Source organism: Psittacicella hinzii (genome assembly GCF_003585935.1).
GTDB lineage: Bacteria > Pseudomonadota > Gammaproteobacteria > Enterobacterales > Psittacicellaceae > Psittacicella > Psittacicella hinzii.
The window spans coordinates 1-15,151 of record NZ_NRJG01000003.1 but is presented as its reverse complement, the minus strand read 5'-3'; the positions used below and the strand labels follow the sequence as shown (position 1 = coordinate 15,151).

At 37.0% G+C, this 15,151-nt stretch carries 6 protein-coding genes; 2 read left to right on the top strand and 4 right to left on the bottom strand.

Annotation, left to right across the window (positions count from 1 at the left end):
* Positions 1–110: 110 nt before the first annotated feature.
* Both CKF58_RS00130 and CKF58_RS00125 read left to right on the top strand, forming a co-directional pair.
* On the top strand, positions 111–2,624 hold the full coding sequence (locus CKF58_RS00130; protein WP_119529969.1) for a polysaccharide lyase family 8 super-sandwich domain-containing protein: 2,514 nt from the start codon (positions 111–113) through the stop codon (positions 2,622–2,624).
* Between the two features lie 430 nt (positions 2,625–3,054).
* On the top strand, positions 3,055–6,696 hold the full coding sequence (locus CKF58_RS00125) for a chondroitinase family polysaccharide lyase (RefSeq protein ID WP_119529968.1): 3,642 nt from the start codon (positions 3,055–3,057) through the stop codon (positions 6,694–6,696).
* Positions 6,697–6,979: 283 nt separating this feature from the next.
* Here the strand turns inward: CKF58_RS00125 and CKF58_RS00120 are convergent, their stop codons facing one another.
* The 4 genes from CKF58_RS00120 to CKF58_RS00105 all read right to left on the bottom strand — a co-directional run bounded on the left by CKF58_RS00120 (position 6,980) and on the right by CKF58_RS00105 (position 13,146).
* Positions 6,980–8,407: a hypothetical protein gene (locus CKF58_RS00120; protein ID WP_147397172.1), complete on the bottom strand. Its 1,428-nt coding sequence runs from the start codon at positions 8,405–8,407 to the stop codon at positions 6,980–6,982.
* Positions 8,400–9,590, bottom strand: a complete 1,191-nt coding sequence (locus tag CKF58_RS00115; RefSeq protein ID WP_119529966.1) for a CDP-glycerol glycerophosphotransferase — start codon at positions 9,588–9,590, stop codon at positions 8,400–8,402. The genes CKF58_RS00120 and CKF58_RS00115 overlap by 8 nt, the downstream gene beginning before the upstream one ends.
* A 78-nt stretch (positions 9,591–9,668) precedes the next feature.
* A complete protein-coding gene (locus CKF58_RS00110; RefSeq protein WP_119529965.1) occupies positions 9,669–11,099 on the bottom strand; it encodes a bifunctional cytidylyltransferase/SDR family oxidoreductase in 1,431 nt (476 codons plus the stop codon).
* Positions 11,100–11,778: 679 nt separating this feature from the next.
* On the bottom strand, positions 11,779–13,146 hold the full coding sequence (locus tag CKF58_RS00105) for a CDP-glycerol glycerophosphotransferase family protein (RefSeq protein WP_222987620.1): 1,368 nt from the start codon (positions 13,144–13,146) through the stop codon (positions 11,779–11,781).
* Positions 13,147–15,151 lie beyond the last annotated feature (2,005 nt).

Genomic DNA, 15,151 nt, shown 5'->3' with positions numbered 1-15,151 from the left:
AAGAAATGCATAATTTAAGTTAGAGAGAAAAGATTAATGTATAAATGCTAGTACTTGAGAGCCTCGAGCTCTCAAGGACTAATTTCTCTATTTTTGTTTAGGAGAATAATATGGTTCAACCATTTTCTTCGTCGCATACAGCTAAACCTAAATTTAAACGTTATTGGTCATTAACTCTATTAAGTATGAGTTTATTGAGTGCTGGTTTTTGGGGGGCTTCTGTAAGTGAAGCAAAAACTCATGGGATGAGTATTGCTGCTGCACAAATAACGGCCTATGCACAGCAAGATCCACAACAGTTATTAGCTCAAACTAGTGCTCAAGCGCTTTCGACAACTGCTGGTGATTTATATATAGAATTTAATCCAGTCGCTGCACACGTTAAGATTGAAGCAAGTTTGGCTGATCTGGCAAATATTCGTGAACATATTATTAAACATATTGTTGGGAGTAGTAAGCCTACAGCTAGTGATTTTGAAAAGGCTATGGCTGGGATTATTGATCCAACAAAAACGTATGTAGATGAGCAAGGGCGCAAGCATTATGAACCTTTACTTGCAAATGAAATTAAAATGGATAAGGCTTATAAGCGTTATCAACATTTGCTTGTTATTGCCAAACAATATTATTTTACACGTGAACCTGAGTTAATTGAATTAATAGCAAAAGGATTACGTGAACTCAATAAAAACCACTGGTATACCGGAGGACCTGAAAAAGGCAATTGGTGGAACTATGAAATAGGAACTCCAAAACAAGTACTCCAAACCTTACTTGTGACTTATGAACACTGGTCACCTGCTGAGTTAAAAGAATTCGTTGATCCAAGTGTATATTATCAACCAGATCCTTACTGGTCGGGAGTTGCTTCCGGTGCAAGTTTTTCTTCTTCACCAAATAAACGCTTATCTACAGGAGGTAATCGTTTAGACTTAGCAATAATCTCATTTTATCGGGGTGCAATTCGTAACGATCCGCAAGAGATGCAATATGCAATTACTTCGGTAAATGATACTGCATTGCTAGTAACCTATAATGATGGTTTCTATGATGATGGAACATTTATTCAACATACGAATTTGCCATATAATGGTACTTATGGGCAAGTATTGCTAGAGAATTATGCCATCTTTAAGAAAACAACCATTGGTACTAAATTTGTTTTCGGAGATGCTGCTGTAGAGAATCTTTTAAGCCGATTAGGAGAATGGTATTCATATATGCTAATCGGAAATCGGATGTCTGATGCTTGGTCTGGACGTGCGGTATATAAATATAACATTGATTACAAGCAAGCCGAAGATAGTTTGTTTACTTACTACAGTCGTTATGATTCTTCTTCAGATTTAGATCGTGGAAAGGCGATTATTAAAACTTTAGGACAGCTAGGAGTGAAGATTTATTCCCCAACGGATAATCGTTACTTCCCTTATGCTGATCGTGCGGTAATGCGGAATAAAGATGAAGGCGTGGTAGTCCTAGCTATGCATAGTTCACGTATTGCGAATATGGAAACTATGAATGGGGATAATCCTTATGGTGCATATACTAGTGACGGCATGACTTACATTTATGGTAAAAATGAATCAGCAAATGTGGGTTATCAAATCGACTATGACTATAATTTTGTGCCAGGAACAACCCAAGAAAAACGCACTCTAGGGATGCGTTATGGTGAAAAACGTAAGTTTAACGATTTAAGTCCACGTGATTTTGTGGGGGGGATAACTTCTCCTGATAATCGAGTGTTTGTGGGCTTTGATTGGGGAAATACGCGTTTTATGATGGAGCAACAAAGATCTTATTTCTTGACCGATAAAGGTTTAGTTGTGTTTGCGCATACAACCAATCGTGGAGGTAATGATATTTATACGACTATTGATAATCGTCGTTTAGATAATTACATTCTCGAGAATCGTCATGTAATTCCTGCAGTAGATGCTTATATTGCTCAAGGTATGGATCCGGCAGCGGCAAAAGCTAAATATATTGCCGAAATTGCTCAAAAACCAGCTCAAGCGCAAATTTTTGTTGAAGGTAAACCAATAACTACCGATACTTATTTTGAGAAAGCTCCTAAAGAGGTGATCTTTGTCGATAGTGCAGGTACGAAAATTGGTTATCAGTTATATAACTTACCGAATTTAGAAATTACTTTTAAAGATGGTTTTGTGCGCTTAGTAAGCCACAATGCTTATGACTTTAGTTATGGTATTTACCCACAAAGTGTAAATGATCCTGACTTTAAAGTAGAAGCAAAAGTATTTAATGAAAAACACCAAGTATTCTTTGATCCAAACAATAATAAAACCTACATTAATTTCTTTGTCAACCAAAAAAATACTTATGCAGGTTTTACAAGTTATGGGGCTGTACAAGCAATTCAAGCAACTAATGAGCAAGGGGATTTAGTGCTTGAACTTAATGATCCAACACACCATGCACAAAGTTTACAACGTTTTGTACTTGATCAAGGTTACACTTTAGTTAGTAGTACTACTAAAACTCCTGTAGAAATAAAGACTACAGCTAAGGGCACTGAACTATGGGTAGATTTACGTACTCATGGTAAACCTGTAACTTTAGTATTACGTCCTGTTAAAAACACGGCTGCAGCAAAATAGTCGTGAATAATCCATAATCAAATATTAAGTTTGACTTCCTATTAGCGTTAAGCTAACTTTAAATAAATTTAGAGAGAAAGTTATTCAGGGTAAAAGATTACATAGAGTTAGATCTCTAAATGCGCAATTACAATACTCTATCTCAAATTATTGCTTAGCAAACTTTATAGTAAAACTACAATTTTAAAGTTAGAAAGTTATGACGAAATAATAATTTAACTTCTGCTAAGAGGAAGCAGCTGTATTTAGCACCTAGTGTTATCTGCTTACTGACACCAATAGGTAAGTTGCATATTTTCTTCCTACTGGGTGCTATTTTCTTTTTCATAGCTCCTCTTTCCATAAATGCTTAAGTTTATTTGCTGTAATTTAGTTCATCTTTAACCGATTTATCTATTATGCTTAAACTTAAACTTTCATAGGATTATTTATGCGTACTACTTCTTTATCTTTAACTCGTGTTGCTCGTATTCTTTGGTATCTCACTAGTGGTTTAACCTTAGCAGCGAGTGCTATTGTTCCAGCCTTGAGTAATCCGAATACTGCTAATACAGCTAGTTCTGCGGTTACTAGTGTATTGCAGGGAGTAAATACTACTCAACCAGGCGGTCTTATGTACTTTTTTGAGACAAGTGAGGTGCCCGCTAGTGTGAGTGCAGCGCAGGGTAAACTTGCCATCAGTAATCTCTTTGCTAAAGATGGTACTAATAGTTTATCTTGGGATTATGTTGCTGGAGATGTGTTAACTTTTACGTTACCACAAGTTACAACCATCAAAGTTGATCCTGTTAAACCACGGACTTTTATGCTTTGGGTATATGCTCCGCAAGCGCAAGCAGCTACCTCTACTTATACTTTTAACTTTAAATATCAAGGTAAAGTAGTAAAAAGCTTTAAAGTAGCAGCTAATTTTGCTGGTTGGCGAGGTATTACTGTACCTTACCAAGATATGGTAAACGGAAACGGCTTTGACGCAGCTGTAGATAAAGAAGTTGCTAGCGCCACTACTGCTACGAGTAATGGGAAGATTGAGCAATTTAAAATCGATGCTTTTGAAATTATTGCTCCAGCGGTAAGCAAAAATACTCCTAGTGGCCAGGTATCGCGTCTCTATATCGATCAGCTTCTACTCCAACCTGGTGTAGATAATCGTTGGCCTACTCCAGACTCCCAACTGCCAAAAGTAAACGTAGGAGTTAAAGAGCAAATAAATAAAAACTGGAATGGTTTACATTATTATGCCGAATTGCTTGCGAGTAAAATAAAACTGCTCGATCCTACTGCTAGCACTGAACCTGTAGTGGCAAGTGCTCAAACTTATCGTAACTTAGATAGTGCTGAGGTAGAGAAAATCTTTGCGGATGAAAGTATTCAAGATATTCTGCAGCGCATTGATATATTTAATGGACTTGAACCTGGTAAAATCCCCGCTCTGACAGATGAGCAATTTGCGGCTTTAGAAGATGAATATGCTAGTTTTGGAATTAAGTATATAGATCTACAACAAGCCTATGCTGGTCTAGAGTTAGGCAAAATAGTGGAAGCTCAACAAGTAGTAACAACCGGTAGTCCGGTAAGTGCATTTCCTGTAGGAGGAAAAACATTAACTTACCCTACCTATTTAGATCACTTAAAAGATCCAATCAACACGACTACACAAGTACGTGATGAGCTTTTAGCTAATACGAATGACTTACGTAAAATAGGTCAATGGACATTAAAAGTAGCTAAAGCTCTTCGAGCTTATAATTTGAGTTCAGAACAACGTGGTATGCTCGAAGATCGTTTAGTATCAGTAGTGCAATATGTTATTAGCCAAGGTTTTTATGCAGGTTCGAACTATCAAATTGTTCATCATTTAGGTTATCAAACTCGTGAATACTTCACAGGTATGTTCTTAGCACGAGATGTTTTAGCTAAATATGGTCTGCTAGACATTACTCAAAAAACTATTGCTTGGTACTCTGGTACAGGACGCATTTATGAACCTATAAATGATGCTAATGCTGATATTTTTAATACCCAGTTATTATGGATGCTACAATCCTTACTCTTAATAGATAAACCGGCTATACGTACGGCTCTACTTGAACAATTTAGTTCTTGGTTAAGTGCAAGTATTTTGGTAAGTAATAATCTATCTGGAGGTTTTAAACCAGATAATAGTATTTTCCACCACGGACAACACTATGTAGCCTATGGTATTGATAGTTTACGTGGTCTTGCTCCAACGGTATATCAATTAGCTGGTAGTAAATATGCCCTTAGTCGTGCAGCTGCACAAAAATTCCACGATGTGCTTGTTAATTTAGACTTTACAAATAAAGGGATCAATATTCCTATTGCCTATGCAGGGCGTCATCCAAATAGTAACTATCGTATTCAACCTGTTGCTTATAAATGGGCTGCTTTAGCTGGTAGTCCTGATAAATCTCAAGTAGTTGACCCTACTTTAGCAGGAATTTATGCTCGTCTTGAGGGGATGGTAAGCTTTGCTGGTAATCGTGCTTTACCAGAAATGGTAGGTCTTGAAGCCTTTCCATATAGCACTTCGTTAGTTGCACGTCAAACAGATAAACTTGCTCAGGCTTTTTATTGCTCGAAAGCCGATCCAGTAACAGGAGCTGCTTGTCCAGAGCAACCAAGTGCAGGACAACAAATAAGTGAAAGTTATCTCTTTATAGCACGTGGCTATTCACGTTACTTTCCTGGAAATGAAGCTTATGCAGCTAATAATCTTTACTCGCGTTACAATTTAAACGGGCGTCTAGAGTATATTCCTGGTGATTTTAGTAAGCGTTCATTTAATCCAGTAGGCTATGACTGGAATCACTATGATGGTACAACCGCCATTGTTTTACCATACGAGCAACTCAAAGCTAAGCTTATTCAACTTCCATCTGCAGGAGTGGAAGAAATGCTGCTTTCAGATCAAACCTTTGCAGGAGCTATAGCTCAAGATAATAAAGGGGTATTTGCTCAAATTGTACATGGACATGCGAAATACCAACAACAAGACTTCTGGGCATATAAATCTGCCTTTGTGTTTGGTAATAAGGTGATTGCTTTAGGTTCTAACATTCGTGCTACAGATACTCAAAATCCAGTACATACAACTCTGTTACAACAGTACATGTATGATCCACAAGCTCTAGTAACTCTTGTAAGTGATCAAGCTCAAGCGATAACAATGGATTCGGTATTATCAACCACCCAAGAAGCACGAGTAGTGAGCCCATCAGGACAAGTGTTCTTTATTCCAGCAGGTCAAAAATTAGTGGTTAAACACACTCAACAGCAAAGTGTAGACGACCGTAATAGTAAACCAACGGAAAACCCATTTACCTTAGTTTATTTAGATCATGGTAAAGCTCCACAAGGAGCAAATTACGAGTATTCAATGCTTTTAGCTCCGGAAAACTTAGAAGCTTATACTCAAGCTCAAGAGTTAAAAGCTCCTAGTTACCAAGTAGTAGCTAATACTAACAATGCTCAAGCTGTATATGATCCTGAAACTGCAACTTTAGGTTTAGCTCTTTATGCTCCGACTGTCTTAAGTAATAAAGCTGAGCTTACGACGCAAGCCCTTGCTCCGGTAGGATTAGTAGGAGCTAATACGCCAAGTATGTTAATTATTTCACGTCAAGCTCCAGAGCAATTACAAGCAAGATTAGGGGCTGCAAAAGTTGGTAACTTAACTTACTTACAAGCTTTTGCGAATGAGCAAGGTAATAATCCACTATATTTAAGTGTATATGACCCTGATTTACGTTTCTACGCAGGTGTGGAAGCTGATCAAATTAAATATGGTTTACAGCAAGAGGTTTCAGTGTACAGCCGTAAATGGTTCTTAGGTTTAAATACGAAAGTGCCAGCGACAACTTTAACTTATGATTTTGTTGGTAATTACCAAGCCGGAGATGTTTCTACTTGTAGTAGTGAGCCACAATATTGTAGTTTAAGTACGAAGGTAACTGAAGATACTGGACAAAAAATTACTCAAGTAACCATTGTTATTAAACAACCAAAATTGGGTAAAACAGTTGATTTTAGTTTAGTACCACGTAAATAAAAACGAAAATAGATTTAAACTAAATTAAACCTAAAAACAGAACTTAAAGAAAAATTAAATATTCTCAGAGCCACTTTGCAAACATCAAGTGGCTCTGATTTTTACTTTAATTTTAGGAATAGCTGTTTTTAGGAGTAGCAACAATTAAGCTGAGCTTCATTGTTGTGAAGTTTTAAAAAAAGACCAAGAATCTAAGTTCTTGGTTGATTACCCTAATCACTATATGTCCTTTCTTACTTCGTGAAAGAGATCAAAAAGAAGTAAGGTTTGGATCGAGGATTTGTTAGTTATCCTCGCTATCACTAGGATCGGTGTCCTTATGTAGATGAGAAAGGGGATTAACTCCTAACTCGTAATGATAAAGACTTGCGACTTGATCTTTAAGCGAACGGCTGTAGATCATATTCGTACGCAGTTTGGCAAAGCCGGTTACGATGGTAATGTACATACGATTTTGGTAAATCGTCATCCCTTCGGCTTCCCAATGCTGTTGTGGCATTAAGGTTAAGGCTATGTCTTTACCTACGGTCAGAAACTCTCGTCCCACTAAAGTCCCGGTTATCGTATAGGTTAAGAGTACCTTGTCGTGATTGATATCAGATTTACCCAATAAAGCGTAAATATAATTACCATCACTAGCAATCCCTTGAAGTGGATACTCTTCATACTGACTAAGTGGATCGAGAGCAAACTCGTAGAGGTATTTGCGACTAACATCCGGATTAGGAGTTTTAGTCACCACCAGATTCGTATTAGGGTCAATCACAACCGTTGACTCTAATTTTAAATCTTTTAAGTTCCATACGCGTAGGGTGGGAACTTTATTTGCTCCTTTATAGCCGCGGGCTATTAAGTAGCGATAGTCTGACGAGATAGTAGGAGTTACACTCCCCACACTCGCAAACTCACCATCAAAAAGTTTAATTTTTTGATAGTTCTTAATGGTTTTTTCAAACGGATAAGCTAAACGAATGGCATAGCGCCCATAACCAGCAACCGCTGGACCAGCTGAAGTCCATAAGTAGTACGTATTTTGCGACGTATACTCGTGTGTTAATCCTTGATGTCCAATAACATCAGTTGGATTACTAAAAGCATAGCCAGTAATAACGTACATGTACTCAGCAAGCGAAAAACTAGTTAAGCAAGCTTTATGGTAACTACACACGCGTTGACTTACTAAATCCTTAGTCGTCGGTAGAATAGTAAAAGCTTGTTCAACATTGCCTGACTCACGTCCGATAGCATTGAGGATATAATCAGAACCCCAGTTGTGTGCAGGAGTAGTAATGTAATACTTCTTGCCTTTACTTAGTTGATTAAGATCAACTAATTGGGGAGTAGGATTAGCATTGGTATCGGAACTAGTACTGCTATTAGAGTTAGTACTATTCTCAGAACTGTTAGCTGAATCATTACTGCTATTAGTGCTAGTACTGTTGTCTGCAATGTTAGTTGAACTAGTCGTATTTTCAGCACTGTTAGCCGAACTCGAATTGTTATCAGAACTCTTCGCCGAACTAGCATTATTTGCTGCGCTTGGATTGCTAGCGCTGCTAGTTGTAGTTGCTTGCTTGGTGCTGTCTTGCTTAGTTGTCTTAGCTGCTTCGTTGCCTGCTGCCCAGCTTACACTTAAGCTTAACAGACTACAACTCACTAAGGATACCATGCGTAAGCTCTGCCGCCAATGGTATCTTAAACGTTTAAGCATCATTCTTTCGCTCCTGAAGGTTAGCAGGAGTTAATTGATCTAAGTGTGCCACTAAATGCGTTAAGCGTTGTTCAAGCGGAATTGCATTGTAACGCGGATTAATTAAGTAAGCTTGCGTTTGTGCAAATACTTTATAATCGGTCGCATTTAATGGAGTTAAGGTTAGTGCTTGCTCTTGATCAAATACTAACACATGACGTAAGTAAGCTTCGCGATTGATTGTGGGAGGGATCACATTTAAATCTTGTTGGCGATAGAATACATAATGCGGAGTGTTTTCATTGAGCAGTTGCGTTTCCATGGCCGAAACGTCACAGAAAGCAATAGCCGCTTGGTAATACTCTAAGCTCTCAATAAATTGTACTCCAGCGCGTTGCAGTTTAAATTTTTGCCACCAACTTAGTTTTAGTTGGCTGGTGTATAAACAGAACTTAATGCCTTGAGCTTGGCAAGCTTTAGCTAAAGCTTGGCAAAAAGGTATAAAGTAATCTTTTTCTCGATGTCCTGTGTTCGGATGCGGACGTAAAATTAAATGTTGTACTTGATAATCTTGACACGCTTGGACAAGTACAGGTACAACTTTATCAGCATAGGCTAAGCTTGTATAGTTCTCACAGGCAATCCCACCTTCCCAAGTTGGAGCATAGAAGCAAACAGCTTCTAGATCGTCACGACTTTCTAAGCCACTTGGCATAAAGTATTGACGCGGCACTAAGCCCGTTTGCCCAATGAACGTATTCCCCCAACTAAAAACTTTTTGCGTTTGTACGTCATATGGAGTAAGGATTTGCGAACTTAAAAAGCGATCTATGCCAGCTTGTCCAGCCGTAATAATATGATCGTAAATGCGCACAATCGGTTTGGTTGAAGCTGCTTTATTACTTTCACCATGGGTAATAAACGTATGCACTAAACGACGATTGGCAACCGCGCGACAATTCGACTGCGCATTAAATGGATAGAACATGTATCCACCTGGTAAATTATCTAAATCAGCATAATTTACCACGCGATATTTAATGCCAGCCGTCGCTAGAATGCGACAAATTTGTGCATGCGAAGCATGCTTATATTTTTTTACTAACACGGTTGTAGTGTCAGTTGCAAAAATGCCACTGGCAAAAAAGGATACTATTTGTTTGGCAGCACCAATAATTTTAGTATCTAGGTAAAGATAATACATGTAATTAAATCAGGGATTTGCCCATAAATAAAAAGTCAGAGAGAAGAGTTTAAGGCATAGCCTTAAACTCTCAATCTACTAAGATGCACCGATTTGGGTAAGAATATCGCCAATGTAGGTTTCATCAGTACGAACTACATCAACAATATTACCAGACTCCCCGCTTGCTAAAACAAAGAGCGAAGCGAGGGCTACGGTTTCAGATTTTAATAAAGTATCTTCTGGTTCAACCCCAAAAGCTTGTACACGCATTGGGGTTTTAGTGCGTTCTGGATTAATGCAGTTAATGCTAATGCCTTCAGACGCCCACTCATCAGCTAAAGCTTGCGTAAAGTTTACAATCGCTGCTTTAGTAGCTGAGTAAAGCGAATAGAATGCACGACCACGCGTGTATGAACTTGAAGTGTAGTTTAAGAAACTACCGTTTGATTGACGTAAGTAATTATACGCAACTGTAGCTACATTTACCACCCCAGTAAAGTTCACATCAATGCTTGAACTAATTTCTTGCGCACTCATATTCGCTAGAGGTTTACGCACTAAAGTAGCAGCAGTATTAACTACATAGTCAATGCGTCCTTCAGCTGCATAGATCTCGGAAAAGGCTTTTTCTAAGGCTGCAAGATCTGTAACGTCCACTCCTGTTGAACGACTTAAAGCGTAAGTTTTAACTTTAATGTTCAGTTTTTGCGCTAAAGAGATAATATCAGCACCAATGCCGTAAGTACCACCTACAACTACTAGCACTTTATGCGATAAAGCTTGCAGTTTTTCGAGCGAAGAAATGTTACGTAGCGAGAACTGACTACGACTTTGGAATAATTTATCAGCGATAAATAGATCCACCGGACGTGTTAGTTTAATATTGGTTTCTGAACCTTCAACTACGTAAACTTTTTCGTGGGGTAGAGTTTTAAGTACAATCCCACAGTCACAAGTAGCTGCCATGCCTGGAGTATTGGTATAAATATCGTAGGCTTGAGCGATAGTCGCTAGTTTAAAAGCTTGTGGAGTTTGTCCTTGGTAGTAATCAGCACGACGTGGGATCTTAACAATAGTATTAGTCTCATTGTCAACTTTTACAATTGTATCCGTTGCTGGAATACATACGTCAACCGCATTATACGTATCTAAAGCTGCAATACATTTACTAATAACTTCGGCCGCTAATAGTGGACGTACTGCATCGTGAATAATTACTTTAGTATCTGGAGATTCTTGCTCAAGCGATTTTATAGCTGATAAAGTTGAATCTGTTCTTTCTTTACCGCCATACACAATATGATTAACTTTATTAAAGTTATTCTTTTGCATGAGCTCAGAAATTTGTTGATAGTGGTTTGGCTCGGAGACAATTACAATTTCATCAATTTCAGGGTGATCCTGGAAAATTGCAACTGTATGCTCGAGGGCTGTGCGACCAGCAATTTTAGAAAATTGCTTTGGATAGTCCAATTTCATGCGACTTCCCACACCACCTGCGAGAATAACTCCTACATTTTTTGCCATAAAAAGTTCCTTGCAAATTTGTGTCTTTGCGACTTTCCTAGCGATATTCTTGTTAAAGAATAGGTTGCAAAATGCTAGGTTATAAAAAAAATAGACAAGACCAAACTCTAACAAGTGGCTAGATAGCTGCTAGCTAGAGTTTGGTCGAGAAGTGTATTAGTGTTTGCGTTTTTATTCTTCAAGAGCTATTTTTACTGTCATAGCAGTAAAGAAAGTTTTCCTAAAAGTGACGCAAAATTGGGCTTCATAATCTGTAACTTTTATTGCTTAGTATAGCGGTTTTTAAACATAAATAACGAAATAATTAACCCCTAAAATCAAAGTCTTAGTGCATGGTTAAAAGCTTTGTTGGATCTTAGATATAGCGTCAGACACAGGGCTAGAATAAGAACCGAGATGAGCACTAAAAGACTAAGAGTTAAGGCAACTCAAAGTTTCAAGATATTCTGTCAACTACAATAAGCTCACTATACTAACCCCTGCAGTTATGTACTACAGATATAGTTATGTACTACAGATGCAGTTATGTGACTACAGAATTATGTGACCTCAGAAGATAGTTTTACCGGCTAAGTTTAATCTTAGTTTAAATTTAGCTTAAACTTAGCTTAACTTTAATTTATAGCTAAGATGAGATTACCTTGAGTAATCATGAGTAATCCTAACTTAAGCACAGAGCTTAGTTAGTTCGCTCACGTACCTCTACTTGAGGATTTACGTAAGTATCATTTTTTGAGTTTAGGGTAGGAGAAGTTGTTTCTTTAGAGGCAACTTGCGCTTGTTCTGTCACTTGCTCTTGAGCATTCTCTTGCGCATTCTCATCGCGTAGTGGATTATTTAAGCTATCTATTACACTTTGTGAGATTGCTTGTACTTGCGCAATAAACTCATCGTTTTGGGTTTGAGTTTTACCTAATAAGTACTCACGTGCTTCTTGACGTGCTTGAGCTTTATAGTCATTACCGTTAAGCACTTGCTCAAGTTGACTATATAGTTCTTCAAGTGTACTGAACGTATAAGCATAGTAGTTATAGTCCATATTGCTTTTAGCAATTTTAATTTCTTTGTCTTGTGGAATATAAACAAAGATCGGACCATTAGCCGCAATACACTCAGATACTACTGCTGAAATATCACAAATAAAGATATTAGCATTTAACAGTAAATCTGATACTGGAGTTAAACGATTAGCAATCGCAAACTCTACACCAGTTTGTTCAAGTACTTTTTGTACGTCTGTATTTACATTAGCAAGCATTTTATTACGCGAACCAGTTACTGGGTGGAACTTAGTAGTTACTGGTGCATTATAAGTAGTCGCTAAATGTTGTAACATTTGCGCAGCAAGGGTTACAGAAGAATAGTTACCTTCTTCATACACCCCTTCCCAAGTTGGAAGGTATAAGAAATGTAATGGACGTTGACGCCAATCACTATCAGTAAGCTTAATCACATTAGCTAAAGTAGGACGACCTATTTTCACAAATTCCATGTGCGCGGTATTAAAGCCCGTATTAGCAAAACGATCAATGTGCGCTTGTCCAGCTACCCATACTTGGTCGTAAACACGGAAGAACTTGTGGGCACTTGCGGTTTTATCACTATCACCATGTCCTAAGAAAATATGTTGATAGTCATTAAAGCGTAAACTGTGAATAAGGTTGCCCGTATTTGAAATATAATAGATAGCTTTTAATACTGGTAGACTTAAGAATACGTTCTCAATATCTTGTGGAGTTTTAGCGTAAACTACGTCAACATAAGGGAATTCACGAATTACCCAGTTAAATAGATCACGATTACGCACAATCACCACAAAGTCTACTCCCGCCTGGACAAAAAACGGGATCCACATACTTAAATGTGATGGACCGTGTGTCATGCCTTCACCTGTGTGAATTGCATGGACAATACGTTTATAAGGATTAATATGGCTTGTATCTAAGGTAGAAGAAGCTGGTGCTGCCTTAGGTTTTGGTTTACCTGTTGTGGAAGCATTGCTTTGTAGCTTACGACTATAGTTAATTAGAGCATCTCTAAAAAACATTTTGGGATGCTTAACTAATTTTCGGAGTTTGCTCATAAGAGGTTAATCTGAAAAAGGCTCAAATTAATTTATGGATAGCTATGCAGTTAGTGCGCGAAGTCGTAAAGTGTACCCCAGGAAAAATGGTATGAGATATTTGCCAGTCTTACTTGCTTCAAAAACTTAAAAACCAAATAAAACAATCTTATGCTTCTAAGCCTGAATAATGCTGTAAATATCGATTAAATCTGGTAGGAGTTTAAGAAAGAAGCTCTTAAACACTCTTGCTGGAGTAAGGAAAGGTGTAATACTGCTCAATTTAGTTAACAACTTTAAAGTCCCTTTCATGTTGGATGGAAAGCTCTAAATAAAGTGTTACAGTCAATTTAAAGTGGAAAAACAGTTAACTTAAGAGCACAGTAGGAGCGAAGAATACATATAACCTTTATGCTGTTGCTAAGATAAGCTGTCGCTGATCCTATATAAGGACACGCGACAAGTTTAATGACAATAATTGGCTCAAAACGAGCCGTTGTTTATCATGTTTAGATCATAATCTTGCTAAGGAGCAGAGATATGAGATAAGAGCATAAGATGCGATAAGTGCCTAGTCAGGCAATGGTTAAGTTATATGTAGCAGTAGGATCTATATCTAAGTTAGATCTTATATTTAAGTTAGATCTAAATAATAAATATAAATTAATATCTTATATAAGGATTTTAGATAGAGATTTAGACTCGGATGTCTAACAAAGAGAGCTGTCTACTGAGATTGCTGTAACTTAATATTTACTCTTAAGTTAGTTAAGTTAAGCATGTTGCGTTAAAGTGCAAGTTGGTAACTTGCCTCACTTTAAAGACGATTTCAGCCTAGTTTGGAGAGGGTCATAGTTAACATAAGTTCATGACCTTAAATAAAATAGAACTTGTTACTTTATTTAGTTGAGCAATGCTCGAAAAAGAAAGTACAAATTGGGGCGAGTCTTACCTCTGACAGGAAAGTAAGAGTCGCTTAAACATGAATTGTAGGCTTGTTAACTAAGCTGATAAATTATAGCTTGCGTAAAACTGTTAAATTAAGTGAGCGAATGGAAAATTAATATTGCTACTAGAGGCTTTAAACCTTAAATCTAGGTTAAGTCTCTAGCTCGGAGCATATCTACCTTGGTGCTTGCCTTTCCTGCTAGTCCATAAAGCTCGAAGTTTATAGCTTAATTATAAAGAAGCAGGACAAGAGTGAGAAAAAAATTTTTAGCCAGTACTTTTTCAATAGTAAGTGCTAAGAAAATTTTTAACGCAACTGAGTGGTAAAAATTATTTACGCTTAGCGTGCCTAAATTTAAAACTGACTAAAAAATTTAATTTCGAGGCAAAATCAGGTGAGATATAAATTTTTATAGTATGGATATATACATAATATTCGTAAAATCAAGCAAAAAAACTCAAATTTAATTTCATCGCTGCTTAATTTATTTTTTAGACAAGACAAATATGTAGTTGGTTTTATCTTTTTGAATGAAAAAACAAAACCTGTTGCAAGTAAAAACATAGCTATACCTAAATTTATCCTAGATAAATTGGCAAATGGATTTGCTTGCACTATTAACAGGATGTGCTAATAACCATATACTTTAGTCTGTTATATTTCTCAATACTATGATTTAACATAATTTTAACCTATAAATTTTAAAAATTAAATAAATGCAATTATTTTTGCACTTCAATTTGAAATGCAGCGATCTTTGCTTAAATATTTTTTGGCATACGCAAATATACGTAATTAAATATCCTAAGAAAGCACCTAAAATTATTATATTGCAATATGACTTGCTACTAAAAGCGAGGAAAAATTTTGTTAAATCTGCTAATCTAGAGTCGTCTATATTTATATAATTGTTGTGTAAAAAGGTCAGAAATACAATTAAAATAACAGCTAAAAGTGAACTACTGTACATAAAAATAATAGAAAAAAATTAACTCTTTATTCTAAGGCATACATTTATCTCTAAATTAAAATCTTCTCTAA

Bases quoted from the DNA above. Each gene is read 5' to 3' on its own strand.
- CKF58_RS00130 (WP_119529969.1), top strand. From the start codon at position 111: ATGGTTCAACCATTTTCTTCGTCGCATACAGCTAAACCTAAATTTAAA.
- CKF58_RS00125 (WP_119529968.1), top strand. From the start codon at position 3,055: ATGCGTACTACTTCTTTATCTTTAACTCGTGTTGCTCGTATTCTTTGG.
- CKF58_RS00120 (WP_147397172.1), bottom strand. From the start codon at position 8,407: ATGCTTAAACGTTTAAGATACCATTGGCGGCAGAGCTTACGCATGGTA.
- CKF58_RS00115 (WP_119529966.1), bottom strand. From the start codon at position 9,590: ATGTATTATCTTTACCTAGATACTAAAATTATTGGTGCTGCCAAACAA.
- CKF58_RS00110 (WP_119529965.1), bottom strand. From the start codon at position 11,099: ATGGCAAAAAATGTAGGAGTTATTCTCGCAGGTGGTGTGGGAAGTCGC.
- CKF58_RS00105 (WP_222987620.1), bottom strand. From the start codon at position 13,146: ATGTTTTTTAGAGATGCTCTAATTAACTATAGTCGTAAGCTACAAAGC.